21 protein-coding genes and 4 pseudogenes are annotated in these 24,990 nt (G+C 61.6%); 11 read left to right on the forward strand and 14 right to left on the reverse strand.

The features are described from left to right. Positions 1-58 precede the first annotated feature (58 nt). The 8 genes from PZN02_RS23465 to PZN02_RS23500 all read right to left on the reverse strand — a co-directional run bounded on the left by PZN02_RS23465 (position 59) and on the right by PZN02_RS23500 (position 8,847). A complete protein-coding gene (locus PZN02_RS23465; RefSeq protein WP_280663046.1) occupies positions 59-1,552 on the reverse strand; it encodes a sulfatase-like hydrolase/transferase in 1,494 nt (497 codons plus the stop codon). 29 nt (positions 1,553-1,581) lie between these two features. Continuing rightward, positions 1,582-2,550 carry an ABC transporter ATP-binding protein gene (locus tag PZN02_RS23470; protein ID WP_280663047.1) on the reverse strand — a complete coding sequence of 323 codons (969 nt, stop codon included), beginning with the start codon at positions 2,548-2,550 and terminating at the stop codon, positions 1,582-1,584. Between the two features lie 3 nt (positions 2,551-2,553). Then, positions 2,554-3,564 carry an ABC transporter ATP-binding protein gene (locus tag PZN02_RS23475; protein ID WP_280663245.1) on the reverse strand — a complete coding sequence of 337 codons (1,011 nt, stop codon included), beginning with the start codon at positions 3,562-3,564 and terminating at the stop codon, positions 2,554-2,556. A 2-nt stretch (positions 3,565-3,566) separates the two neighbouring features. Continuing rightward, positions 3,567-4,484, reverse strand: a complete 918-nt coding sequence (locus PZN02_RS23480; RefSeq protein ID WP_280663048.1) for a dihydrodipicolinate synthase family protein — start codon at positions 4,482-4,484, stop codon at positions 3,567-3,569. 10 nt (positions 4,485-4,494) lie between these two features. Then, positions 4,495-5,370: an ABC transporter permease gene (locus PZN02_RS23485; protein WP_280663049.1), complete on the reverse strand. Its 876-nt coding sequence runs from the start codon at positions 5,368-5,370 to the stop codon at positions 4,495-4,497. A gap of 1 nt (position 5,371) precedes the next feature. Next, positions 5,372-6,331 carry an ABC transporter permease gene (locus PZN02_RS23490; protein ID WP_280663050.1) on the reverse strand — a complete coding sequence of 320 codons (960 nt, stop codon included), beginning with the start codon at positions 6,329-6,331 and terminating at the stop codon, positions 5,372-5,374. Between the two features lie 174 nt (positions 6,332-6,505). Beyond that, the gene (locus PZN02_RS23495; protein ID WP_280663051.1) at positions 6,506-8,092 is read right to left on the reverse strand and encodes an ABC transporter substrate-binding protein; all 1,587 of its coding nucleotides are present in this window, start codon (positions 8,090-8,092) and stop codon (positions 6,506-6,508) included. A gap of 23 nt (positions 8,093-8,115) precedes the next feature. Next, entirely contained in the window at positions 8,116-8,847 is a 732-nt protein-coding gene (locus PZN02_RS23500; protein ID WP_280663052.1) for a FadR/GntR family transcriptional regulator, read from the reverse strand. Positions 8,848-8,999: 152 nt separating this feature from the next. Between PZN02_RS23500 and PZN02_RS23505 the strand changes: the two genes are divergently transcribed. The 3 genes from PZN02_RS23505 to PZN02_RS23515 all read left to right on the forward strand — a co-directional run bounded on the left by PZN02_RS23505 (position 9,000) and on the right by PZN02_RS23515 (position 12,092). Beyond that, positions 9,000-9,953: a dihydrodipicolinate synthase family protein gene (locus tag PZN02_RS23505; RefSeq protein WP_280663053.1), complete on the forward strand. Its 954-nt coding sequence runs from the start codon at positions 9,000-9,002 to the stop codon at positions 9,951-9,953. Positions 9,954-9,970: 17 nt separating this feature from the next. Continuing rightward, entirely contained in the window at positions 9,971-11,434 is a 1,464-nt protein-coding gene (locus tag PZN02_RS23510; RefSeq protein ID WP_280663054.1) for a sulfatase family protein, read from the forward strand. Positions 11,435-11,693: 259 nt separating this feature from the next. Further along, on the forward strand, positions 11,694-12,092 hold the full coding sequence (locus PZN02_RS23515; protein WP_280661921.1) for a hypothetical protein: 399 nt from the start codon (positions 11,694-11,696) through the stop codon (positions 12,090-12,092). A gap of 9 nt (positions 12,093-12,101) precedes the next feature. Here PZN02_RS23515 and tnpC read toward each other — a convergent pair. From tnpC to tnpA, 3 genes and pseudogenes are all read right to left on the reverse strand, one after another. Then, a pseudogene (gene tnpC, locus PZN02_RS23520) lies at positions 12,102-13,678 on the reverse strand (IS66 family transposase). Between the two features lie 71 nt (positions 13,679-13,749). Further along, positions 13,750-14,106 carry an IS66 family insertion sequence element accessory protein TnpB gene (gene tnpB / locus PZN02_RS23525; RefSeq protein WP_280661920.1) on the reverse strand — a complete coding sequence of 119 codons (357 nt, stop codon included), beginning with the start codon at positions 14,104-14,106 and terminating at the stop codon, positions 13,750-13,752. Further along, entirely contained in the window at positions 14,103-14,585 is a 483-nt protein-coding gene (gene tnpA, locus PZN02_RS23530; RefSeq protein ID WP_223843413.1) for an IS66-like element accessory protein TnpA, read from the reverse strand. Before tnpA ends, tnpB begins: the two co-directional genes overlap by 4 nt. Positions 14,586-15,543: 958 nt before the next feature. Between tnpA and PZN02_RS23535 the strand changes: the two are divergent. From PZN02_RS23535 to PZN02_RS23545, 3 genes and pseudogenes are all read left to right on the forward strand, one after another. Beyond that, positions 15,544-15,714: pseudogene (locus tag PZN02_RS23535) on the forward strand (helix-turn-helix domain-containing protein); the annotation flags it as partial. A 123-nt stretch (positions 15,715-15,837) separates the two neighbouring features. Continuing rightward, positions 15,838-15,990, forward strand: a pseudogene (locus tag PZN02_RS23540) (transposase); the annotation flags it as partial. 149 nt (positions 15,991-16,139) lie between these two features. After that, positions 16,140-16,433, forward strand: coding sequence for a helix-turn-helix transcriptional regulator (locus PZN02_RS23545; RefSeq protein WP_280663246.1), 294 nt, complete (start codon positions 16,140-16,142; stop codon positions 16,431-16,433). Here PZN02_RS23545 and PZN02_RS23550 read toward each other — a convergent pair. Continuing rightward, positions 16,393-16,518: pseudogene (locus PZN02_RS23550) on the reverse strand (VOC family protein); the annotation flags it as partial. The gene PZN02_RS23545 and the pseudogene PZN02_RS23550 overlap by 41 nt on opposite strands. 254 nt (positions 16,519-16,772) lie before the next feature. On the opposite strand from PZN02_RS23550, the gene PZN02_RS23555 reads away from it, so the two are divergent. Next, on the forward strand, positions 16,773-18,521 hold the full coding sequence (locus PZN02_RS23555; protein ID WP_280663055.1) for a tetratricopeptide repeat protein: 1,749 nt from the start codon (positions 16,773-16,775) through the stop codon (positions 18,519-18,521). A gap of 159 nt (positions 18,522-18,680) precedes the next feature. Here PZN02_RS23555 and PZN02_RS23560 read toward each other — a convergent pair whose 3' ends face one another. Continuing rightward, complete coding sequence (locus tag PZN02_RS23560) at positions 18,681-19,610, reverse strand: LysR family transcriptional regulator (protein WP_280663056.1); 930 nt, start codon at positions 19,608-19,610, stop codon at positions 18,681-18,683. A 113-nt stretch (positions 19,611-19,723) separates the two neighbouring features. Here PZN02_RS23560 and PZN02_RS23565 point away from each other — a divergent pair, with 113 nt between their 5' ends. Further along, positions 19,724-20,476 carry a 3-oxoacyl-ACP reductase family protein gene (locus PZN02_RS23565; protein WP_280663057.1) on the forward strand — a complete coding sequence of 251 codons (753 nt, stop codon included), beginning with the start codon at positions 19,724-19,726 and terminating at the stop codon, positions 20,474-20,476. A 35-nt stretch (positions 20,477-20,511) separates the two neighbouring features. Next, entirely contained in the window at positions 20,512-21,111 is a 600-nt protein-coding gene (locus PZN02_RS23570; RefSeq protein ID WP_280663059.1) for an NADPH-dependent F420 reductase, read from the forward strand. A 313-nt stretch (positions 21,112-21,424) separates the two neighbouring features. Here PZN02_RS23570 and PZN02_RS23575 read toward each other — a convergent pair whose 3' ends face one another. Further along, positions 21,425-21,727, reverse strand: coding sequence for a YdhR family protein (locus tag PZN02_RS23575; protein WP_280663060.1), 303 nt, complete (start codon positions 21,725-21,727; stop codon positions 21,425-21,427). A 595-nt stretch (positions 21,728-22,322) separates the two neighbouring features. On the opposite strand from PZN02_RS23575, the gene PZN02_RS23580 reads away from it, so the two are divergent. Next, positions 22,323-22,523 carry an ankyrin repeat domain-containing protein gene (locus tag PZN02_RS23580; protein ID WP_280663061.1) on the forward strand — a complete coding sequence of 67 codons (201 nt, stop codon included), beginning with the start codon at positions 22,323-22,325 and terminating at the stop codon, positions 22,521-22,523. 208 nt (positions 22,524-22,731) lie between these two features. Then, positions 22,732-24,966 carry an adenylate/guanylate cyclase domain-containing protein gene (locus PZN02_RS23585; RefSeq protein WP_280663062.1) on the forward strand — a complete coding sequence of 745 codons (2,235 nt, stop codon included), beginning with the start codon at positions 22,732-22,734 and terminating at the stop codon, positions 24,964-24,966. Positions 24,967-24,990 lie beyond the last annotated feature (24 nt).

Raw genomic sequence — 24,990 nt, forward strand, 5'->3', positions numbered from 1 at the left:
TTCCTCGCCGGTATTTTCTTAACGCGAAGGCGTGTACCCGGCCATCTCTCTGGTCACCTCAATCCGGGCAGGTCCGTTGCCCGCCGCGGGGAGCGGCCTCGGTCAGATAGGCGCTGGTGACATCGAACTGGCCCGAATGCGTCCGCCATTGGCCATTGAATTTCGCGACGCAATCGCGGAGCGGGTCCAGGTACCTGGCCGTCTCGTCGATCAATGCGGATCGCATGCGTGAGAGTACATCCGCATAGTCGGCCTCGGCTGCGAGGTTGCGCATCTCGCCCGGATCGCTGTCGAGATCGTAGAGTTCATCCATGTCGCCCGGCGAGAAGATGTATTTGAAGTTGTCGCGCGACACGAGTATGCGCTGGGAATAAAGGAAGCGCAGGCCGTGATACTCGGCAAGCAGATAGTCCCTGCCCTGCTGGCTTGTCCCAAGTACCTGCGCTGAGAGATCCTCCGCCTGCCTGGGCGCGTAACTGACGCCAAGCAAGGATAAGGCCGTCGGCAGGATGTCCATATTGAGCGCCAGTGCGTCCCGCCTGCCGCTCTGCAACGATGGATGGCTGAAGATCAGCGGCACCCGCATGGCTTCGCTATAGGGCAAGCCTTTGTCGATGAGCCCGCCGTGCGCGCCGGTCATGTCGCCATGGTCCGACGTGAAGACCACAAGCGTATTTTCTGCCAGGCCGCTCTGATCGACATAGTCAAGCAGCCGGCCGATCTCGCAGTCAAGCATGGCCACATGATCGCAGTAGTAGCCGATATACGCGACGAGCTCCTCCTCGGTCCTCGGATGGTTGCGATAGAAATCATCCCGCTCGCGCTTAACGCGCCGCGGCTTGCCTGAAAGATCGTCCGAGAAATTGTTCCAGGGCGTAATCTTCGTACGGTCGGTGACGCCGTAGAATTCGTCCGAGATCAGGTGTGGCCCATGCGGATCCCAATATTGCACCGTGGCGAAGAAAGGTGCGCTTCCACCTGCCAGCCCCTGCAGCATGCCGATGATCTGGTCAGTCAGGAAATGGCAGGGCGTAGACGCCTGCGGGCCGCGCCATCGGCCCGCCGCCATGGTCTGCTGGTCGGGGTTGAAGTAAAGCTCGGGTTCGATGCTGTAGCTCAAACCGGTCGACGAGAGATAATCCTGAAAAGCCTTGGTCTTGACGATATTGCCGTAGCCGGCCGGTGCGTCGCCCTCGAAACCGTAGTCACCCGGGCCTTTCTCCACGCCAACGTGCCATTTGCCGACAAAGCCACAGCGATAGCCGGCGCGACGAAGATCATTGTGCAGCAAGCGCTCCGGCCGCGTCAGCTCGCGGGCGAGCGCATGATACATGTCGCAATTGGTGCCCATGCCGTGGGTGAAGGCATAATCGCCGGTAAGCATCGAGGCGCGCGACGGCGTACAGAGCGGCGAGGTGCAATAGGCCCGATCGAAGCTCACGCCGTTCTCGATCAAACGATCGAGGTTCGGGGTCTTAACCGGCACCGCCTTGCACGGCCCGAGGCAGTCCCATCGAAGCTGATCGACGCCGATGAAGAGCAGGTTCTTCATGGTTGAGATGCCTCCCTATTTCTTTTGGATCAGTCGAGGTCGTCACGGATGCAGGCCTTGAAGTGTCCTTTCGCCGTTTCTCGCAGGGGCGGTACTATGCTGGCGCACGCCTCGATCGCGACCGGGCAGCGGGTGCGGAAGACGCAGCCGCTGGGAGGATTCGCCGGGCTTGGTATGTCACCCTTAAGGATCTGCCGGTTGGGCCGTTGCGAAGGATCGGGTGACGGAACGGCCGAGAGAAGCGCGCGCGTATAGGGATGCTGCGGGCTGGCATAGAGCTTCCGGCTGGGCGCCATTTCCATGATCCGCCCGAGATAGAGCACGATGACGGTATCGGCGACATATTCGACCACCGCAAGATCATGCGCGATGAACAGCATGGTAAGGCCCAGGCGCATCTGCAGGTCGCGCAGGAGGTTGACGATCTGCGCCTGGATCGAGACGTCGAGCGCCGATACCGGTTCGTCGGCAACGATCAGCTCGGGCGCAAGCGTCAGCGCCCGTGCGATGCCGATGCGCTGGCGCTGCCCGCCGGAAAACTCGTGCGCATAGCGGGAGATCGCGTCGGGCGGCAGGTCCACCGACGCAAGGGCCTTGGCGGCCTTCGCGATCCGCTCGGATTTGCTGCCGATACGCTGGATATCCAGCCCTTCCGTGAGAATTTCACCGATGGTCATGCGCGGCGAGAGGCTCGCAAAGGGATCCTGGAAGATATACTGGACGCGCGCATGCAAGTGGCGAAGTTCGCGGCGGCTAAGGCTCGTCGTTTCGACACCGTCGAAACGAATGCTGCCGGAGGTCGGCGGGACCAACTGCGCGACCATGCGGCCGATGGTCGTCTTGCCGCTGCCCGACTCCCCGACAAGGCCAACAACCTCCCCGCGTTTGATGTTGAACGAGACGTCCTGTACGGCACGGACGACCGGTCCGCGCCCGAATGCCACCGGGGCGAAATCTTTGGTCAGCCCGCTGACCTCAAGGAGCAATTCATCTGACATCGTTCAGATCTCCTGCCAGCGAATGCAGCGACTGAACTGGCCGTCGCTGGTTTCGACGAGCGGCGGGTAAGCCTCAGAGCAGGCCTCGATCCGATAGGGGCAGCGCGGCGCGAACGGACAGCCCTCAGGCAGGTTCATGAGACTTGGAACCGATCCGGCGATGGTCGGCAGCGGCGTACCCGCCTCCTTGAGACGCGTGGCTGTTCCAAGCCGCGGCACAGAGCGCATCAGTCCCTTGGTGTAGGGGTGGCGCGGATGGGCGAAGACCCGCGCCACGCTACCCGTCTCGACGACCGAGCCGGCATACATGACTGCCACGCGATCGGCGATCTCCGCAACGACCCCGAGGTTGTGGGTGACGAACAGCATGCCCATGCCGCGTTCCCGTTGCAGATGGCCGAGCAGGTCAAGGATCTGCGCCTGGATGGTGACATCGAGGGCCGTTGTCGGCTCGTCGGCGATCAGCAGCGTCGGGTTGCATGCCAGAGCCATGGCGATGGTTGCCCGCTGCCGCATGCCGCCCGACAATTCGTGCGGATATTGTCCGGCACGCCGGCGCGGATCGGGAATGCCGACATCCTCCAGCCGCTGGATGGCATCGGCCAGAGCCTCGCGGCGGGACTTGCCGAGGTGAATGCGGATCGGCTCTGCAATCTGCTCACCGACAGTATAGACCGGATTGAGGCTGGTCAGTGGTTCCTGAAAGACCATCCCGATATCGTTGCCTCGGACCCGGCGCAACGCCTCGCCGCCGATGCTCTGCAGTTCAACGACCTCGCCCGTCTTGCGTCTAAGGCGAAGCGTTCCCGCGGCGATACGGCCGACGCCACGCGGCAGGAGACCCATGATCGACAGGCTCGTCACCGATTTTCCAGAGCCGGACTCGCCGACGAGTGCCACGGTTTCTCCCGTCGCCACGGTGAGATTGAGGTCGCGGACGGCGACGATCTCGCGATCGGCGATATGAAAAACCGTGGTCAGTCCCGAAATCTCGAGGATCGGCTCTCTGCTCATCATCAGTCCAAGAGGCCGGTTTGACGCAGGATGCGATCGATGGTCGCTGCCTCTTCGTCATTGAGGGATCGTTGCGGGCGGGCCATGACGTTGGTGTCGATGACGCCGAGCCGGCGCATGGCGGTCTTGAAGGCACCCACACCTGCAGAACCTGCACTGGTCCGCGGCAGGCTGACCCAGACCATCTCGAAAAGCCGGCAAAGCCTCTCCTGTTCCTGGCGTGCGGCCGCGAAATCGCCCGCCTGGCACAAATTCCACAGGCGCACATAGCCGTGTGGATCGACATTGCCGAGGCCGGGCACGATGCCATGCGCGCCCATGTTCACGACGCTGTCGGCGACGATTTCGGATCCGGTCATGACGAAGAAGTCGGCGAGATCGGCAGTGTCGGCCATGACGTAGCGAAGATTGCCATCGTCACCGCTTGAATCCTTGAGACCGACAACGGTGCCTTCGCGCGCGAGGGTAACGGTGGTTTTGCGCTCGAGCTTTGTGCCGACGCAGATCGGTATGTCGTAGGCGATCACCGGTATGTCGACCGCCTGCCTTATGTAGCGGAAGTGGTCGATGGTCTCGGACTGATTGGTACGCGTGTAGAAAGGGGCGGTCACGACGACCGCGTCGGCACCTGCCGACTGCGCCGCCCGTGCATGGGCAATCACGCGCTCTGTCGTGGGGTCGATCACGCCGACCAGGATCGGCACGCGACCGCGCACCTGCTCGAGTGCGTGTTCGATGATGCGCCGCCTTGTGGCTTCGTCGTGGAACACGACCTCGCTGGTCGAGCCGAGCACGAACAGGCCGTGCACGCCACCGTCGATGAGATGGTCGATGACACGCGTGAACGAAGGATAATCCACTTCGAAGGTCGTGGTGAGCGGGGTGACGACAGGAGGGATGACGCCGGTAAAGAGAGGCATTTCAGACCTTTCACTTGAGTTCGGAGCGCGGGTCGAAGGCATCGCGAAGCCCATCGCCCACGAAGTTGATGGCAAGGACGGTCACGACGAGCGCCGCACCGGGGAACATCCATTGCCAGGGATAATTTTCGAGGACATGCGTCGCGCGGGCGGCGTTCAACATGTTGCCCCAGCTCGCTTCCGGTGGCGTGACACCGAGGCCGAGGAAGGAAAGGCCTGCCTCCAGCAGGATACCGCTCGCCACCTGCAGGGTGGCATAGACCACGAGAATATCGATCGTATTGGGCAGGGCATGGCGAACCAGCAGGTGCCACAGGCCGGCGCCCATACCGCGCGATGCCACGACGAAATCCCGCTCGCGCAGCTCTAAGAGCCGGGCCCGGACCATGCGCGAGAGCACCGGCCACGACAGCAGCGAAATCACGAGGATCGTCGGCATGATGCCGCTACCGACGATCGAGGCGAGGACCAGGAGGAAAATGATCGGCGGCAAGGTCATGGCAAGGTCCACGAACCGCATTGTAGCACCGTCAACGAGCCGCCCTCCGAAGCCGGCGACGGCGCCGATGAAGAAGCCGATGAACGTGGAAATCGCCATTGACGCTGTCGCCACGAGCAGCGAGATCCGGCCGCCCTGCATGAGCCGCGCCATGATATCCCGCCCCACGCCGTCGCTTCCAAGCCAGTGGGCTGACGACGGCCCCTGGTTCATCGCCAAGAGGTCGATGTCATTGGGCTTGTAAGGCCACCACAGATCATAGGTTAGGGTGAGCAGCAGGATCGGAATCAGGATTGCCGAACCGGCCACGGCCGCACCATTGTTAAGAAAGCGCGACATCGCGCGACGGATGGGGCCGGCCGAACGCGTCTTTGCCAGGCTGGTCATCCTACGACACCTTGATGCGCGGATCGACAGCGGCGTAAGCGATGTCGGTCAGCAGGTTAACGAGGATGACGCAGGCGCCGGTGAGCAGCGTCGCACACATGATGACCGGATAGTCGCGCCGGACCACAGCGTTGATCATCAACAGGCCCATTCCCGGCCAGTCGAACACGCTCTCTATAAAGATGGCGCCGCCGATGGCTATACCGATCGTGGATCCAATCACCGTGATCACCGGCAGCAGGGCATTGCGCACGGCATGTTTAACGATAACCCAGAACTCGCGAACGCCTTTGGCGCGCGCCGTCCGCACATAATCCTGCGACAGCACCTCGAGCAGGGAGGAGCGCATGTAGCGCATGATCAGCGCGCCATGGCCGATCGATAGCAGGGCCGCCGGCAGGATGAGATGCGCCAGCAGGTCACCGACGGAAAAGGGAGCACCCGGTGTCAGCATGCCGCCGGCCGGCACCCACCGCAAGACGACCGCAAACACATACAACCCCAACAGGGCAGTCAGGAAGGCCGGGCTCGAAATGCCGACGAAGGCCGCCGTTGACAGCGAGAGATCGGCGAACTGGTTGCGCCGGACCGCGGCAAGAATGCCGGCTGCGATTCCCACGACGACGGAGATGGCAAGCCCGCTGAACATCAGCAGGATCGTCGGTCCGATGCGACCGAGGACGAGCGGCAGCACCGGTTCGCCGCCACGCTGAATCGAATAGCCGAAGTCTCCCGTCAAGGCCGCACCAAGCCAAGCGAAATACTGCACCGGCAGCGGCAGATCGAGGCCGAGGCGCGTGCGCAGCGCCACAAGGTCCGAGGCTGACATCGGGACCGACGGGTTGATGTAGGCATCGATAGGGTCGCCGGGCGTGAGCCGCAGCAGCGTGAAGATGAGTACGGTCAGAGCCAGGAGCATGAGCAGGCCGACGACCGTGCGGCGGAGGACATATTGCAGCATGTTTCACCAACAGGGTCCCTACAGCGCCGCGCGTCTTATCAGACGCGTAAAGGACGCTGTAGCACTTTGAATTGCTGCATGTTTTTGTCCTTAAATCGGCTACGATTTAAGGAAACATGCAGCAGGGGATGCGGCCGGACTTGACCGTCCGACCGCCCCTCGCCCCAGCCCCCATTACGGAGCGATATCCCACTTCTCGGGGTGGGAGACGAATGGACCGCCGCCCGGAGCGGGCGTCCAGATGAAGTCCTTGAGCTTGCTGGACGCGACCCCGTAGCGGCTCGCGACCCACATCGGGCTCCAGGGAAGCTCAGCGTTCATTTCCTTGCAGACCTGCTGCCACTTGGTGTCCGCCTTGGCCGGATCGGTTTCCGCCATCGCCGTGTTCAATGCCTCGGTGAGCCGAGGCATCTCGACACGCATGATGTTGTTGCCGGCGGGCGGTATCTGCGCGGCGTTGAGCCCGACGTTGAGCGAAGCCGGGTTGGGTCCGTTCTGCAGGCCGGCATAGACCAGCGGGAACTCCGGCCACTTCTCACTTCGGACGATGCCGTTGTAGCTCGGGACATCGAGGGCGCGCGGCACCACGTTGATGCCAACCTGCGCGAGCATGGCCTGGATCGCCGCCATGACGTTGGCTACCTGCGGCGTGTTATAGTAGGTAAGCCACGGGATCGGCCTGTCGCCGTTGATCTTGTCCCAGCCCGCCTCCTCAAGCAGCTCCTTCGCCTTCTGCGGGTCGTAGGCATAGTCGTCGAGGCCGTTCGGAACGAGCCGCGGCGCGACATAGCCGCAGTTGGCGAGCTTTGCCGCACCGCCAAACAGGCTTGAGATGATCGCGTTTCGATCGATGGCGTGCATGACCGCCTGCCGCACGCGAAGGTCGTTCCAAATTCCGGCCCTGTGATTGAAGCCGATATAGTTCACGACATAGGAGTCGCCTTCGATGATCCGGAAGTTGTCATTGTCCTTGAAGGTCTTGGCGTCATCAGGCTCGGTGAAGGTGAACTGGATCTCTCCCGCCGAGAGTGCCGAGACGGCTGCAGCGGGGTTGGCGAAATACCGGTTGATCAAGCGATCCACCTTCGGCTTGCCGCCCCGATAGTCGTCATAGGCAGCCATCTCGACATACTGATCGCTGACGTACTTCACGAACTTGAACGGACCTGTGCCGACCGGCTTTGTCGACCACCACGGGCTCTTGGCGATTTCCTTGATGTCGATGGACGACAGCGCATGCTCCGGCAGCATCATGACCTGCGCCAAGACGGACAGGAAGGCCGAGTTGGGCTTGTTGAGCTTGACGACTGCCGTGTGCTCGTCAGGAGTCTCGATCGACGCGATGTCCGCGAGCCGCGCGGCGAATATACTGCCGCTGTCGGCGTTCTTGGCGAGTTCCAGTGTGAACTTGACGTCCGCCGAGGTGAAGGGCTCTCCGTCATGCCACTTCGTGTCGACCAGCTTGAAGGTATAGGAAAGACTGTCGTCGCTCACGGTGAACTCGGATGCGAGCGCGCCGACGAGCTTTGATAGATCGGATGCGTAGATGACCAGCGGCTCGAAATATGTATTGAGCCAGGTAAAGCCGGCGGTCGCGGTCTGCGGGTTGAAGTTGCCCGGGAACCCGCCCGGGCCTACGTCGAAGCCGCCGACAATGGTCTTTTCCTCCTGCGCCAGAGCCGGCGTGGATACCATCGCCGTGGCGCTGGCAAAAGCAAAGGCTGCCGCCGCCAGAAGGCGGCCGAAATTCCGTCGATGCATGCTCTCCTCCTCTTGTATTCAGTTTACTGCTGGACCGGCTCGACCCCCTCCTCGGGCCGGTTCATCGCGATCACCCTCCTGATCCCGGAATAGTGTTCGCCAAGACGTCTGCGCGCAGCCTCGACATCTCTGGCCGCGACGGCTTCGGCAATCTCGTGGTGATCGCGCCAGGTGGCCAGAGGATTCGGGTTGGTCAGATTTGCGATGCCGGAAGCCTTGTAGAAAGCAGACCAGAAGATATCGATCAGCGTGCTCAGCATCTTGTTGTTCTGGCAGCGGAACAGAAGCTGGTGAAATTGCTGGTCTTCCTCGGCAAAGCTCTCGCCGCGCTCGGCGCGCTGGCGCATGCGATCGGCAACATTCCGAAGCTCGGCAATATCCTCCTCGCCGATCATCTCGATGGTTCTGTCGATAAGGCCGGTTTCCAATACGCGACGGATCTCCTGCAACTCCTCGACGTCGCGCAGCGAAGGCTGCAGACCATAGGCAAGATTGTCCAGCAATGGCGCAAATGAGAATTCCTTGACGAAGACCCCGATGCCACGTCGCGTCTCGAGGATGCCGACCGATTCCAGCGCCTTGATCGCCTCGCGCACCGAGTTGCGTCCGACCCCCAATTGCTGCGCCAGGAAAGTCTCCGGCGGCAGGGCCGCGCCAGCCGCAAGGTTATTATCCTCGATATAGCTGCGCAGGCTCTCCTGCACGCTGACATGCAGAAGCGGCGGACGTGCCAATGGTTTTATCGGCTTGGCCAAGAATTGCTCCCTGTCAGTTCGACCTCCAACACAGTTGAGGTATATCGACTTGTAGGATATCTTGCAAGTCGATAAATGAGTAGCGAGTGGATTCTGCCGTCGGCGCTGCCGGAAGCTCAGCTGAATCCCGAGGCCGCAAAGGGAGGTGAGGCGTGGCAGCCGCAAAGTTCGAACGACGAGATGGTCGCTGGGGCCGCATTCGCGGAAATTGGGCGACGCTGCTCTTGCCGATAAATGACGACGATTCGATCGATCTCGCGCGCCTCGCGGACGAAATTGATCACCTGATCGCAGCCGGCGTGGACGGTATCTACTCCAATGGCACTGCCGGTGAATTCCACAATCAGACAGAGGAGGAGTTCGACTCCATTCAGCAACTGCTGGCAGATCGCTGTAAGGCTGCGGCGATGCCTTTCATCATCGGCGCCTGCCAACCGGATCCCCGGATATCCGTGGAACGCGTGCGCCGGGCGGCAAGACTCGAACCGGAGGCAATCCAGGTGATCCTTCCGGACTGGTGGCCGGTTACAACCGCGGAGGCGACGGATTTCCTTGGAATGGCTGCGGAGGCGGCCGGTTCGACACCGCTGGTTCTCTACCAGCCGCCGCATGCAAAGCGCGTCTTTGCTCCGGCCGAACTGGCCGCGATCCTCACACGGGTGCCCGAGGTCGTCGGCGTCAAGCTCGCAGACGGAGATCTGAGCTGGTACGAGCAAGCCCGTCAGCACCTCGGCGCGTGGGGAATCTATGTCCCCGGGCACCACCTTGCGACGGGTGTTAAACAAGACGTCGCGGTCGGGGCATTCTCTAACGTCGCCTGCCTGAACCCATCGGGAGCACAGCTCTGGACCGCATCGATGGCCAGCGACATCGAGCAGGCGCTCGAGGTGGAGCAACGCCTGCGCACTTTCCTCGAAGTCCACATCACACCTCTCGCCAAAGTGCACGGTTATTCGAATGCTGCACTGGACAAGCTGCTTGCCGCAATCGGGGGATGGGCCGACATCGGTACCCGGTTGCGCCGGCCGTATCGCTGGCTCGGTCCCCAGATCGTATCGGGACTGCGGGAGAAAGCAAAAGCCGCCCTCCCCGAAATCATGCTGTAATCGTGGAGGTAAGTATCATGACGCCGCCGAACATTTTGATGATCATGACAGACCAGCAACGTCGGGATACGCTTGGCGTCTACGGCTGCGACTGGATTCCCACGCCTAACCTCGACCAGTTGGGCAATGCCGGAGCGGTCTTTGAGTACTGCACCGTCGACAACCCCGTCTGCACCCCTTCGCGCGCCAGCATTCTTACAGGCAAGCCTGTGCCGCTCCACGGGGTTGAGCGGGTGCATGACAATCTGCCCCCGGACGAAGTGCTTTTCACGGAACGACTGCGACAGGAAGCCGGGTACCGAACCGCGCTTTTTGGCAAACTCCACGTCAGCAGCCGTCTTAAGGAAGAGCACGAGCGGCACCCGCACGACGGTTTTGATATCTATGAATGGTGCCTGGAACCGTCGGTCGCGATGCAGAGCCCGTTCAACGGCTATACCGCTTGGCTTCGCGAAACCGCACCGGACTTCCTCGCTGCCCTTCAGCGCAACGGCCGCGGCGAGCTTCACCACCCGGAAGCCGTCCACATGAGCAAGTGGGCGGCCGATCGCACCATCGCTTTCATTCAGTCGATGAAAGCAGAACGGCAGCCGTTCTTCTGCCTGATGAGCCTTTTCGATCCCCATGATCCCTATGAGGATTACCCATCCACGTTCAGGAATCGAATAGATGCAGCGAAGATTCCAGATCCGATCCCCTCGCGCGCGGTGCAACCTGAATGCGTCCAGCGGGAGCGGCAAGGTTCCTATCTCGGGCGCTTTACGGATTTCTCGCCAGAAGAAATCCGCAAGATCCGCATCGGCTATGCCGTCTCGATTGCGTTCCTCGATGAGCAGATCGGTCGCGTTCTAAGGGCGCTGGACGATGCGGGGCTAACGAACGACACGCTTGTCATCTTCATGTCCGATCACGGCGACCAACTTGGCGACCATGGGCTCTTCGTCAAGGGAGTGGCACTCTACGAGCCTACGGTCGGGGTACCATTGCTACTGCGATGGCCAAACCGCATCGCGGCCGGCACCCGATGCACCGCGCTTGCACAGGGCCGCGACGTTGCTGCCACCTGTCTCGCGGCAGCCGGACTCAGCACGCAATCATGCCCGCAAAGCGAGGATCTCGTTGCCATGGCATCGCGGAACGCAACGAGGCGCAACAGCGCAATCTGCGCTTACCGCAACTCCGGCGTAAACGACACCGGCAGTTTTTGGGATCCATCGATGCAGGCGACCATGGCGCGAGACCAGCGCTTCAAGCTTACTCTCTACACCAGCGACGGCTCAAGCCAACGAGAGTTATTCGACCTCCACACCGACCCGCGGGAAACCGTGAACCTCTCAGGCGATCCCGCATACGCCGCCATCGAGCTCATGCTTCTCAACGACATCGCCTCGTTTGTCCACGATGAAGCAGCGGCGGCACCACCACGCGCAACATCCTCCATTCCCAATGCGACCCAGCGATTGCGAAACAAAATCAAATAACGTCCTCACACTTGATCATACGCAACCGATGGGCTTGCTCGTGGGCGTGGCGCGTTTGCCATCAGCGCGAAACGCAAGCATCACTCCACAAATGCCGGACGAGGTCTCCAAATTCATCCCTGCAATTCCGGAATTTCACTGTAAGCGGTGTTCTTGGACCACGGCCCATGGTGATCAGGCTCATGACTAGCTGTGTTGACAAAGTGGCTAAATGATCGGAACGGTGCCTTGATCAACCGAAGCAGGCAGCGATCAAATCATGCAAGTCTTAAGGCCCCGAGAGGCATTTCCAGAGTTAGGGACAGTCGCCAACCCCTCAGTGCTCTACGATGGTAAGGACGCCTACGTCTGCTATGAAGCCTCTCCCCAGTCGGGAAGTGGCAACGTGGTGCTCAAATTTCGGGACGTTATCGATTTTCGAATAACGCCGATGAACGTTGAAGGGCTGAAAGGGTGCAGGTATCCGGTCCATCCATGGGTGTTCAATGAAGTTATAGGCGGGGAGGAAACAACCGAGTGGAAGGTCCTAAATCCACGACTTTGGCTGATATCCTTCAATGACGTCATGATCGAAGTTCTCTTCGAGACGGTTTCCCTCGTAATCCATGATGCAGAAGGCGGGTCGCCCCGTGAGACCCTGCTGGGCGTTTTGCGATGATCGGCCGGACTAGCCGGTCAGAAAATCATCTGCATCAGCCGTCAAGGCGGGATGCCGCACGGCTGCGGGCCTTTTGCTTGCGGCGTAGGCCCATGGCAGTAGGTCATCAAGCTGGCTGTTCGGATGACCATTCACAATCTTGGTTAGCGCACCGGTAAGGTAGCTCAGCGGCTCAACATCATTGAGCTTGGCGGTTTCGATCAGGGAAGCGATGATCGCCCAATGCTCAGCGCGCCGGCATCGGAGCCCGCGAACAATGCATTCTTCCGATTGAGGGCGATCGGCCTGATAGAGCGTTCGACGGTGTTGGAATCGATCTCGGTGCGGCCGTCGTCGATGAAGCGGGTGAGGCCGTCCCAGCGCGAGAGCGTGTACCGGATGGCTTCGGCGAGCTTTGTCTTCTGGCTGATGAGAGCGAGCTGTTCGGTCAGCCATGGTGCGAGGCTGTCGATGATCGGACGGCTCTTGTCCTGCCGAACGGCGCGACGTTCCTCGTGGGTGAGACCGCGGATATCGTCCTCGATCTTGTAGAGTTCGGCGATGCGCCTGAGCGCTTCGCTGGCAATGGGCGCGGGACCGGCCGCCGCCAGTTCATAGAAGCGCCGACGCACGTGGCTCCAGCAGAATGCCAAAGACACACTGTTGCCGGCGGCGAGCGCTCGATAGCCAACGTATCCGTCGACCTGCAGAATGCCGACGAAGCCATTGAGATGCGCCATCGGCCGTTCGCTCTTGCGATCGGGCGCATAGACATAGACGACACCGGGCGGGTCGGCTCCCTGCCATGGCCTGTCGTCGCGAGCGTATGCCCAAAGCTGCCCGGTCTTTGTCTTTCCCCGACCCGGATCGAGCACCGGGGCGGTCGTCTCGTCGGCGAAGAGCTTGGACGAGGCCTTCAGGTGCTCGAGAAGCTTCTGGTGAACCGGGCGCAGATGCCAGGCGGCTCGACCGACCCAGTCGGCGAGCGTCGAGCGGTCCAGGTCGATCCCCTGGCGCTTGTAGATTTGCGCCTGCCTGTAAAGAGGCAGGTGATCGGCGTATTTGGAAACGAGCACCTGGGCAACGGTCGCTTCGGTCGGAATGCCGCCCTCGATCAGCCGCGCGGGAGCCGGAGCCTGGACGATGACTTCCTCACAAGCACGGCAGGCATATTTGGGACGGCGCACCACGAGAACACGGAACTGCGCCGGCACGATGTCGAGTTTCTCGCTGACGTCTTCGCCGATCCGGTGTAGGTCATTGCCGCAGCAGGGACAGTCATGGCTCTCGATATCGATGACCACATCGATGCGCGGCAGATGGGCGGGAAGAGCGCCGCGGTTTGTCCGCCGTTTGGCAGTCCGCTCCCGGCGCAGATCGCTCGATGCCTGCTCCTCACCTTCCAGACCGTCTGCCTCGACCTGTTCAGCTTCTTCGAGCCCCAGGAGAAGCTGATCTTCTGGAAGCGTCTCTGCGCGACGGCCGAAGCGATGGCGCTGCAATTCCTTGATGATCTGGCGCAGCCGAGCGTTCTCCGCCTCGCGCGAAAGCACCATGGCTTTGAGCGCGTTCAGGTCGTCGGGAAGCTCATCGGCGGTCATCGTCATGGAGCGACAACAGCATATTCCGGCGACCAAAACGAGGGCGTGGGTGAGCCTGATTCAATTGGTCGCGGCGGCTATCCCGCCTTCTCTGGAACCCGCGCCTCGACCAGCGCATGAACGCGCTTCCAATCCAGCCCCTCGAACAATGCCGAGAACTGGGCGGCCGTCAGGCGCATCGCACCGCCCTGCATTTTGGGCCAGTGGAACTCGCCATCCTCAAGCCGCTTGGACACCAGGCACATCCCGCTGCCGTCCCAGAAGACCAGCTTGATCCGGTCGGTCCGCTTGGCTCGGAACACGTAGATCGTGCCGGAGAACGGGTCAGCACCCATCTCTGCCTTGACCAACGCCGCCAGGCCCTCCGCACCTTTGCGAAAGTCGACAGGCCGGGTGGCGACCATGACCTTTACCGCTCCCGACGGCCCAATCACGACTGTGCCTTTACCGCCTGAATGACGGCGGCAATCGTAGCGGCGTCCGCGCCGGATGCGATCCTGACGATCGCGCCGCCGATCTCCAATTCGATTACGCCGCTGCTCGACTTCTTTCTCGATGCACGCGCCGGCTCTTTCGCCACAGGCTTCGTAGGCACATCCAGGACCGCTGGCGCAAACATCGGAACGTCCTCGACGACCGGCACAGCTTCGAGCGGCTTGCGGGCGAGCCGACGCCAGGTGAACAATTGCTGCGGGGTCAATCCATGACGCCGAGCCACGGCACAGACCTTCACACCCGGCTCATAACTCTCGGCGACGATCTGCGCCTTGCGCTCGTCGCTCCACTCGCGCCGTCGGCCGCTGCCCGTGAAAACCTCGAACCGGCGCGCCGGCTCTTCATCGCTAGATTTAAGCGTAAGCTGTGAAATCGACATATGTCCAAGCCCTCGTTCGGGCTCAACATCGTCAATCACGACGTGATCCGGAAGGTGGGCGCAAAACACCGCTTACATTTCACTCCATAGATGCAAGAATGATCGAGTGTTGAAGTGATGCAGTGATGCCGCTGACTTCGGCGCTTAAAGCGCTGCTTGATCTCATCCGATCAACTCAATGCTGAAGACCGGATTGCGCGACGTCACCTCAGACCGCGCTGGCGTCTGTGCGGCCTGAACCTCGACAGCGGCCGTGATCGAGTCAGATTGGGTAGGCGACAGTGAAGGTTCCCGAACCCAACTGGACCAGGCTGGGTAACGCATCACTAAGCGACGGGATGTCCAAGGAAAAGGTCATCTTTCCCAAACAAGAGGATACGCGGCTACACTCGCTGTGAAGCTGGAGACGCTTGCAGGTGTCCTACAGAGATGAATAGAGCTGCAGAGGGTGTCGGTCCCTGCAGCTCCGATCGCGACGTATTCTTCATTTAGCTTGGGGCTTACTCGCCCTGTTCCATCCAAGGGAACCGCTTCGAACGTCGCCTATCAATTAATATAGGGGCGGCGCGGGTGGATTCAAGCGGCGCGGCTACTGACGGTCGCTGTCCTCGAGCCGCTGGAGGTCTTGCGCTTGGTGATCGTTGCGCCCCGAGGTTTGCTCGGAGGCGGGTATTGACGGTCGCGCGCACGGCCTGCGCAAGACCCGCGCACAATTGCTGCCGAGAGCGGCAACAGCAACAGCGAACTCAAGGCGCGGTTCGGCTGGAGAAGCGATTCTATGGCGAACCATTACACCCGTAATGCCGACAAGAAACGCCTTGCGACGGGCGGCGGAGAAACTGAACGTGAACATCCTACCCCCTCACTTTGAACATGATGAGTATTAGAGGCGAAATCGCAAAGAAAAATCAATTGTTTAGAAATGCCAGACCTGAGAGATAGGTGACGTTTTGTACCGGAGACATGGGTAACACTTTCCGCTTTGGCGGAGGTGTTGATGCCGTGGAGAGAGACTTCGGTGATGGAGGAACGTCTGCGCTTTGTCGCCCGGATGCTGGAGGGCGAAGGCCTGAGCGATGTGTGCCGGGAGTTCGGCATCTCGCGCAAGTCCGGCTACAAGATCTTCAACCGTTACAAGGCCGACGGTCTGGAGGCGCTGACGGATCGGTTAATCGAGAAGCTCGGTGGTCAGACGCGTTCACCGCAACGTAACCGGTGTTTAGCCCCCACGTTGCCCTGTCTGGCGTGATCTGTGATCGGCTTTCCATGGAAGAACGAAGGGAGTTCCTCCATGGAGACTACGTTGGAGGTTCTCACAACCGCCAAAGCTACGGGTGAACGTCATCGGCAATGGCCGGAGGAGGTCAAGGCGCGGATCGTGTCGGAGAGTTTGCGGCCGGGCGTGACGGTGAACAAGGTGGCGGAGCGTTATGGGCTGAAGCCGAACCACCTGTCGTCGTGGCGCACGATGGCGCGGCAGGGCAACCTGGTTTTGCCCGCGCCCGAGGATGCGGCGATCTCGGTCGCAAACGTGAGGAAACGTCGGGGCTGGATTTGGCGCGGGTCCGACGAGCGATGCGCGAGCAACGCAAAATGCGAATTACATATACGGACCAAAACGGGGCTGGGTCGGAGCGGACCATCTGGCCGATCATGCTCGGCTTCGTCGAGTCGCGGCGGTTTATTGTCGGATGGTGCGAGTTGCGTCAGGACTATCGTCTTTTCCGTGCAGATCCATCGCGAACGTCTCCTTCTTGGACGATCGCTACTCCCGCTACCGCCGTCAGCTTGTCAAGGAATGGCGGACCCAGGAAGAACTTCGACGCAAGAGACGGTAGTTCGCCCCACGTGCCAAGGAGTCCCGAAAACGGGGCAGGAATCGCCTGATGGTTGCCGCGACGGGAAAATACCGTTCGCGGTGCCATCGCACGTAAAGCTTGGCCTGCTTCCTGAGATGTTCGCTATTGGGCATGGGCGCACACGAACTTTGGTCTTGACGTAGGCGGGCAAGGCCTCTCCGGAACGTTTCCAATGGGTCGAAAGCGGAGCCCACTCGGGGTACGCACTCGTCGGGGAACACAAGCGGTAGCAGAATTCGGTTACCATCGAGAGAACGCCTCGATGCGCTGTTTCGGGAATTGATTTGCCGGGCAGTCCTTCCGAGCAGATATTGGTCGCGCAATCTTGGGAGAGATTTGCCTGGTATCAGGATGCGAGGAGGCTTCAATGAAGATTCATGATCTCCTGCAATCTGCAGGGGTGCCTGCGCTTGTCTTCGTTGGCCTGGGTGCTGGTGCCGCGGCGGGCGCTCTTGGGGTGACTGAAACCAACACTCCCGTGGAAATTTCTGCAGCCCCGCATTGTCTTGTCGCCGCCATTCCTACCCAAGTCCAAGAGGCGATCAGGGCATACGAGGAGGCAGACCCGCCTCTCTGGACCGATCTCGGTTCGCTGACCTCTCGGGTCACCACCATAAGCAAGGATGCGCAGAGCTACTTCGACCAGGGTCTCAGGATGGCCGTCAATTTCAACCATGCGGAAGCGAGACGCGCTTTCCGCATGGCGCAACGCCTTGATCCGAATTGCGCCATGTGCTTCCTCGGTGAGGCGCTAGTGCTCGGACCGAATATCAACGTGCCCATGGACCCGACGGCAACAGCGCCAGCTATCGCTGCGCTCAAGAAGGCGCAGAGCCTCGCCTCCGGAGCGAGCGAGAAGGAAAGGGATTTGATCGAGGCGGTGGCCACCCGCTACTCGGACGATCCAGCGGCGGAACGGACCGAGCTCGACGCTGCCTTCGCGGACGCAACGGCTGCCCTGTCGGACAAGTATCCGGACGATCTCGAACTGGCTGCGCTGGCCGCCGAAGCGGGAATGGACACCCAGCCCTGGGATTATTGGGAGCCGGGCGGCAAAGAGCCCAAAGGACGGACGGCCGATGTCCAGAAGCGCTTGGAAGCTGTCCTCGCCAAGGCCCCTGACCACCCCTGGGCGATCCACCTCTACATCCATCTCGTGGAGGCATCGGACCGGCCCGAGCGCGCCGAGCCTTACGCCGATCGGCTCGCCGCCCTGATGCCGGGAGCCGGGCACATCGTCCACATGCCCAGCCACATCTACTATCGCCTCGGCCGCTACGTCGACTCATTCGCCATCAACAAAACAGCCTCCAAGGTCGACGAGGCGTATATCTCGCAGACAACCGCGATGGGCGTGTATCCGATCGGCTACTACGCCCATAATGTGCACTTCGTGCTGGTGTCGGCGCAGTTGATCGGCGATAGGCAGGCCGTACTCGCCGAGGCCGACAAGCTCGACAAATGGCTGAGTAACGAGATCGCCGCCGAGATACCCCTCGTGCAGCCCGTCAAGGCGGCCCCGTACTTCGCCTGGGCGCAGTATGCCGATGTGGAGAAGATTCTGGCCTTGCCCGAGCCCGCTGGCGCGCCACCCTACGTTAAGGCCATATGGCACTACGCGAGAGGGGTCGCCTTGGCCGGGACAGACACCGCTGGCGCGCGCAGGGAGGCCGACGCCATTCAGCGCATTGCACAAGAGACCAACTGGTCTGACCTGGACGCCTGGGGTGTTCCCGTCCGGCCAGTTCTCGAGGTGGCCCAAGGCGTCGTTCTGGCGCGCGTCGCGCAGGCCGAGGGCGACAACACCGCCGCCATAGACCTTTGGCGCAAGGCTGCTGAGGCCGAGGAGACCATCCCCTACATGGAACCGCCTTTCTGGTACTACCCGGTTAGGCAGTCGCTCGGCGCGGCGCTCTTGAAAGACGGCCAGCCGGAAGAAGCCGAGAGGGAGTTCAATGCCGCACTTGATCGCGCCCGAGGCAGCGCCTGGGCGCTCTACGGCCTCGAGCAGGCGGCCAAAGCCAGAGGCAATGCGCCTGCCCAAAGCAAGGCTGCCGCAGAACGCGCGAAGGCTTGGCGCGGCAGTCCCGAGCTGTTGAACCTGGAGCGGCTGTAGGCGTTTTGCCGCTGCTGTCGCATCGAAAGGGGCGGTGGGTTCGGACAACCGACCTATTGATGGCCAGGCTCAAAGGAGTGAACGGGTTTGGGCATCAGAAAGCTTGCAGCCCAGGCGCGCATTGAGAATCGAGACGCGCTCGTTCGCGAGTGGCCTCGGTTAACCGAGGCTTCCAGCGAAGCGCTCGGGCCATCTCTCGCGCTGGAAGACCTCGACAACGAAGTCCACGAAGGCCCGTGTCTTAGATGGCAGCAGGGTTCTGCTCGCGTAGTAGATGGAGATCGGGCCTGCGTCCGCGTACCAGCTGGGGACCAGCCGGACGAGTTCGCCGCGCTCCAGATAGGGCAGCGCGTCAGGCTTGGCGATCATCGTGACGCCGAGTCCAAGACGGGCCGCCTTGCACATCGCCGCCGGGTCGTTGACCACCACCCGCTCGTTGAAGATGACGGCCTGCTCCTCGCCGGATGCGTTCCGCATCTGCCACTGGCGAATCTTCCCCGTGCGCAGCGACCGCATGACGATGCCGTCTAGTACCGCCATGCCTCCAGGATCGTGCGGCGGCACCTTTCCTTCCATGTAGGAGGGCGAAGCCACGGCGATGATGTGAGCCGGCGCGAGCGTTCGCGCGATCACACCGGATGTCAGCTCGAAGCCACCTCCGATCGCCGCATCGTACCCTTCGGCAATGAGATCGACCTGCCTGTTCTCGAACATCCACTCGGGCCGGATCAGCGGATAACGCTCCGCGAATTCGGGCAGCAGCGGCAGGATGTAGCCGATCCCGAACGTCGGACTCATGCTCACCTTCAGCGTGCCCGATGGTGCGGATTGCTCGGCCGAAACATCGGCGATGGCACTCTGCAGCGCCGCCAGGTTGTCCCGGATTGAATGGAGGAACCGCTCGCCCGCCTCGGTCAATGTCAGGCTCCGGGTGCTTCGGTGGAAAAGTCGGACGCCCAGATTGTTCTCGAGGACCGCGACGTTGCGGCTTACCGCGGCGGGCGTCATCGAGAGCCGCCGCGCTGCGGTAGAGAAGCCGCCGAGTTCCGCGCTGCGGACGAAGGATTCCAGGTTTGCCAGGGTCTCCAAACTCTCACCTTCAAGGAACTGTTGAAATTCAATAAAGCCATTACCGACTAATCACAAGGCAATCCGCGAGCGATATTCACTCCATCGAAACACGAAACCTTGGAGTTGTCGCAATGACAAAGGTGAACGAAAAACTCTCCGGCAAGACGGCACTGGTCACAGGCGGCTCGCGTTCCATCGGCGCGGCCATCGCCAGGCGGCTCGCGGCCGATGGCGCGGCCGTCGCCATCACCTACAGCGCCTCACCGGACAAGGCGGCCGCGGTCGTCAAGGAGATCGAGGAAGCGGGCGGTCGCGCCATCGCCATTCACGCCGACGCGGGCGATCCCGCAGCCGTTCGCGCCGCCGTCGCCAAAGTCGAGGAAACCTTCGGCTCGCTTGACATTCTGGTCAACAATGCCGGGATCGCCCTCGGTGGCCCGATCGAGGAGATCAAGTTCGAGGACTACGAACGGATGATCGCCGTGAACGTGACAGGCGTCTTCGTCGCCACGCAGGAAGCGGCGCGCAAGATGAAGCCCGGCGGCAGGATCATTCACATCGGCTCGTCGATGTTCCGTTACGCTGCCTTCCCGACGGCGTCGCTCTATACCCTGACGAAGGGCGCTGTCGCGGGTTTCAACCGCAGCCTCGTCCGCGACCTCGGCCCCAAGGGCATCACCGTCAACACCGTGCATCCCGGCCCGACCGACACCGACATGAATCCGGACGGCGGCCCGGTTTCGAAGGTCGTCGGTCCCGGCATGGCTATCGGCCGCTACGGCAGGGACTACGAGATCGCGAGCGTCGTCGCCTATCTCGCGAGCCCCGAGGCGGCCTTCGTCACCGGAGCCGACATCGTCGCCGACGGCGGCTTCACTGCCTGACCTCGAAATACCATCACTCAAGAAGGTTCAAGACAATGTCCATCGGTATCATTGGAGCCGGGCAGATCGGTTCTGCGTTCGCCCGAGCACTCGCGAAGAACAGCATCGGCGCGACGATCGCGAACAGCCGCGGCCCGGAAACGCTCGGGGAGCTCGTCAAGGAACTCTCTCCGCACCTCAAGGCGGGAACCATCGCCGATGCCGCCAGCGCCGACATCGTCCTCGTCGCCGTGCCGTGGTCGCAACTTCCGAAGGCTCTTGCAGGCCTCCCCGACTGGAATGGCCGCATCGTCGTCGACGCCAACAACCCGATTGAAACGCCGCTGTTCCAGCCGGCGGAACTGAGCGGCCGTCTCTCGACGGACATATTCACGGAACTCGTCCCCGGCGCGCGCGTCGTCAAGGCGTTCAACCACCTGCAACCGCATCTGATCTCGGGTGATCCCAGAGCCGAAGGCGGCAACCGCATCCTGTTCTACTCGGGCGACGATGCTATGGCTAAGGCGGAAGTGGGAGCGCTGATCGGCAGGCTCGGCTTCGCAGGCATCGACCTCGGTCCCGTCGCCGTCGGCGGCAGGCTCGTGCAGTTCCCCGGCGGCCCGCTCGCCGCGCTCAACCTGGTGAAGTTCGACTGACCGCACGCCATCAAACAAAACAATACAGAGGAGATCAGGTGAGCAGCCTCTTACGTCCAACCAGTGCCTCACTCTGGCAGACCTGCCTTGACGTAGCCATCGATGAAATGCTGGCGGTCTGCATCGTTGCGGAACGGCGTCCCTCCCCACTGCCGGGCCGAAAAATTCGGAAATTCCGAAAGGAATTCCCTCCCCGGGCCGCGCGCTTCCGCAGTTCTCCCCAGTTGCGCGAGTGCGGCGAGATTGCGTTTTGCGCCCGGTCCACCCGCCTGTGGATGGCGGAGCGTTTCGGCAGCACCCTGATACGAGAATACTACTTTACCGGGCCACGTGTGATGGTCGTAAGTTCCGCGATCACGTCAAACGCCTTGATGCTCAACGTCGGGTCGCCTTTCATCTCCGCAATAATTGGCCCGTCCACGAAGGCTTGCACTGCGGCGTCATCTTCGAACAGGTAGACCCCGCCGGCTTCGCTTTGTGCCTCATTTATAATCCAGACCTTCCAGCGCAGGCCAGGTATGTCCGCGATGGGTTGAGCATAGGGCAGGTTTTCTTGCTCATACTCGGCCCTCGGCCCGTTGAGCTTGTAGTTGATTTGCAGAATTTTGGCCGACATGTCTTTCCTCCCTTTTTCTCTGTAGTAGGCGTTGCACGGCCACAAGCGACCCTCCACGCATCCCCTTGTTGCGCTCCTTCAAGATACCACCTCAAGCGGCACCGACGCGAGGGTACATCGGCGTTCCGCTCGCGCATCTTGCGTTGGATTTCCGTTGCGCAGAGGACACCGGGGCGTCCACATGCAATGACGATTGAAGAGTCGGCAACTTTCAGGTGCCGACCGGGCTACCATGGCGTCAGCGTAGCAAATGCGGTAGACTTTCCTCTAATCCGTCCACGTGCGCAACGCAGGGGCTGGATGATGCCCGTTTCCAAGCGAGAACTGACAGCCGCGTCTGCGGAGGTGTCATTATGCCTGCCACTCTGGTCGCACACGCAGCAAGACTTGGAGTTGCTTGCCCAGATTTCGGAGAGGAACGTGCGAGACGCTCCTTGTCATGAAATGCAGTTGTGCCGACCCCCCCTTCGCAAAAGACCGCAAACATCTCTTCAGCATCGTTCCACTGGTTGCGGTCATTCTTTGTCTTGGGATTACGGCGAGCGCAGTCAACGCAGGACCTTTACACGACGCCGCGCGGGAGGGCGATCTCGACGTGATCAGCCAGCTCTTGTCTCAAGGCGTCGATGTCAATAGCCGCGACGAGAGTCGCGAGACAGCCCTGATCGAAGCTGCGCTTTCCGGCCAGGCCAGGATCGCCGCCGTGTTGATCGAGGCCAGCGCAGACATCGAAGCCCGCAATGACCGCGGCTTCACCGCGTTGCATGCGGCGGCGTATTCCGGAAGTGTGGAATAGCCGCGTATCCTACCACGTCGAAGGGCGGCAGACACCGCAACCCATACACGCCACCGCACGTCCTGAATGCACTTGGCGAAAGTCACGCATCCGAAGGCGTGACCGCGTGCGCCCGGGTCACGCCTGCCGCGAACGAGACCTTGTTTTAGCAATGGTAGGTATTGCGATAGAATGTCGGCCGAATGACCTCGTCCATTCGGAAGGGCAAATGGAGCGCAGGCTTGCCGCCGTCATGATTGCCGACGTCTCCGGCTATGGCCTGCTCAGCCAAGCCGACGAGGAAGGCACTCGCGCGTGCTTCCAGGCCGATCTGCACAGCGTATTCGAACCAAGGATCGCCGCGCACGGTGGGCGCTTGATCAAAACCATGGGCGACGGCCTGCTGGTCGAGTTCCACAGTGTCGTCGAGGCGGTTCGCTGTGCGGTGGAGGTGCAGCGCGCGAAGTCTGAGAGTCGCGGCGTCGAGGGGCACAGGCTGGAATTCCGTATCGGCATCAATCTCGGCGACGTTATCGTCGAGGACGACGACATCCAGGGTGATGGCGTCATCATCGCCGAGCGCCTGCAGAGCCTGGCCAAGCCCGGTGGGATCGTCATCTCGGGCACGGCTTACGATCACCTTGGGAAGCACCTCGACGTCGGTCTTGTCTTTCTCGGCGAACAGCGCCTCAAGCATATCGACAAGCCGGTGCGGACCTACCGCCTCTTGCTGGATGAAACTCGTACGGCCGACAGCAAAACCGCCCTCGGACATCGCACACGGCGCTGGTCAACGCTCACAGCGTCCGCTGTGGCGCTCGGCATCACTGTCGGTGGTGTTTCTTGGTGGCGGCCGTGGGAGCCGGCCGTGGTACCAGCCGCAGCCCATCGCCCGGACCTGATCCCGCCGGACAAGCCGTCGATCGCGGTGCTTCCGTTTGCCAACGTCAGCGACGACCCCAGGCAGGAATATTTCGCCGACGGCATGACCGACGGCCTTGTCACCGAACTGGCCCAGCTATCCGGTTTGTTCGTCATCGCGCGCAACTCGACGTTCACCTACAAGGGCAAGGCGGTTGCGCCCAGGCAGGTCTCCGAGGAGCTCGGTGTCAGATATGTCCTCGAAGGCAGCGTACAACGCGCCGGAGAGCAACTCCGCATCAATGCCCAGCTCATCGACTCGCTCAGCGGAGGACACGTCTGGGCCGGAAAGTTCGACGGCACGCTCGCCGATGCCTTTGCCCTGCAAGACGAAGTGGCGCGCGGTATTGCCGATGCGCTGGCACTTCGGTTGACGCCGGACGAACAGATGGACTTCGGGCGCAAGGAAACGACGGTCCCGGCTGCGTTCGATGCGTTCCTGCGCGGCTGGGAGCATCACCGACGCACGACGCCAGAAGACTTCGCCAAGGCGGTGCCCTATTTCGAGCAGGCGATCGCGCTCGATCCGGAATACGGACGCGCCTATGCCGCGGCAGCCATGGTGTACGCACGCATTTACGTATGGCGTTGGCATTACCGTCTGGGTATCTCTCGGTTCGAAGCCAGAACCAAGGCAACGCAGTATCTCCGGGCCGCGCAGAAGCACAAGACGGCGTTGGCGCATCAGGTCGCCGGACTTCTCTCCGAAGCCGACTGGCAGCACGCCCAAGCACTCGCCGAACTCAAGGAAGCTATTACGCTCGAACCGGGAGACTCCTGGAGCTACGCGCTGATGGCATTCGTCCTCACCTCCGCCGGCCGCCCGGCGGAGGCCATGCCCTATATCCGCACCGCAATCCGGCTCGATCCGCACTATCCCTCGTTCTTCATGCACGTCCTCGGATTGACGGAGTTCGGCCTGCAGAATTTCGAGGCGTCAGCAGCGGCTGCCGAGAGCAGCACCAAGCTCAATCCCGAAGATGAGGGTGCCTTTCTTCTGCTCGCCGCTGCCTCCGGACACCTCGGTCTCCGACCGGAAGCCGAAGCCGCAGTCGCCCGCTTCAACGCGCTGCGGGTCGGGCGTGGTGGAATTGCGGCGACCATCTCAACTTGCCCTCCGCTCGACCTCGCGAGGCCGGAGGACAGCGATCGGCTCTATCAGGGACTCCGCCTGGCCGGAGTGCCCGAGACCGTGCTGGACAGCGACTTCAGCGACAGGAACAGATTGACCGCCGACGAGGTCCGTTTGCTGTTCTTTGGACATCGGCTGCGCGGACGCATGTTGGACTCTGGCGAGGAACACGAGGCGATCATTTCAACTGAGGGCACAGGCACGCTATCGGGAGGCTGGGCCTCCATCGGCGGTGGTCGCATGGCCGACGTGGAGGTCCGATTCCAGGGGGACGAGGTCTGCTTCCTGTGGCGCAAAACCGCGAGCCTATGCGGTATGGTGCTACGAAACCCCGGAGGACTGAGCCCCAAGGGGAACGAGTTCATCTGGGTCCATGGCGACAGGGCCTTCACGTTCTCGCAGGTGCAGTGAATTTAGGTGGACGATTTGGGCACT

This window comes from Sinorhizobium garamanticum (assembly GCF_029892065.1).
In the GTDB taxonomy this organism is placed as follows: domain Bacteria; phylum Pseudomonadota; class Alphaproteobacteria; order Rhizobiales; family Rhizobiaceae; genus Sinorhizobium; species Sinorhizobium garamanticum.

Bases quoted from the DNA above. Each gene is read 5' to 3' on its own strand.
- PZN02_RS23570 (WP_280663059.1), top strand. From the start codon at position 20,512: ATGTCCATCGGTATCATTGGAGCCGGGCAGATCGGTTCTGCGTTCGCC.
- PZN02_RS23575 (WP_280663060.1), bottom strand. From the start codon at position 21,727: ATGTCGGCCAAAATTCTGCAAATCAACTACAAGCTCAACGGGCCGAGG.
- PZN02_RS23555 (WP_280663055.1), top strand. From the start codon at position 16,773: ATGAAGATTCATGATCTCCTGCAATCTGCAGGGGTGCCTGCGCTTGTC.
- PZN02_RS23485 (WP_280663049.1), bottom strand. From the start codon at position 5,370: ATGACCAGCCTGGCAAAGACGCGTTCGGCCGGCCCCATCCGTCGCGCG.
- PZN02_RS23565 (WP_280663057.1), top strand. From the start codon at position 19,724: ATGACAAAGGTGAACGAAAAACTCTCCGGCAAGACGGCACTGGTCACA.
- PZN02_RS23475 (WP_280663245.1), bottom strand. From the start codon at position 3,564: ATGAGCAGAGAGCCGATCCTCGAGATTTCGGGACTGACCACGGTTTTT.
- PZN02_RS23585 (WP_280663062.1), top strand. From the start codon at position 22,732: ATGGAGCGCAGGCTTGCCGCCGTCATGATTGCCGACGTCTCCGGCTAT.
- PZN02_RS23490 (WP_280663050.1), bottom strand. From the start codon at position 6,331: ATGCTGCAATATGTCCTCCGCCGCACGGTCGTCGGCCTGCTCATGCTC.
- PZN02_RS23545 (WP_280663246.1), top strand. From the start codon at position 16,140: ATGCGAATTACATATACGGACCAAAACGGGGCTGGGTCGGAGCGGACC.
- PZN02_RS23515 (WP_280661921.1), top strand. From the start codon at position 11,694: ATGCAAGTCTTAAGGCCCCGAGAGGCATTTCCAGAGTTAGGGACAGTC.
- PZN02_RS23510 (WP_280663054.1), top strand. From the start codon at position 9,971: ATGACGCCGCCGAACATTTTGATGATCATGACAGACCAGCAACGTCGG.
- PZN02_RS23495 (WP_280663051.1), bottom strand. From the start codon at position 8,092: ATGCATCGACGGAATTTCGGCCGCCTTCTGGCGGCGGCAGCCTTTGCT.
- PZN02_RS23480 (WP_280663048.1), bottom strand. From the start codon at position 4,484: ATGCCTCTCTTTACCGGCGTCATCCCTCCTGTCGTCACCCCGCTCACC.
- PZN02_RS23470 (WP_280663047.1), bottom strand. From the start codon at position 2,550: ATGTCAGATGAATTGCTCCTTGAGGTCAGCGGGCTGACCAAAGATTTC.
- PZN02_RS23465 (WP_280663046.1), bottom strand. From the start codon at position 1,552: ATGAAGAACCTGCTCTTCATCGGCGTCGATCAGCTTCGATGGGACTGC.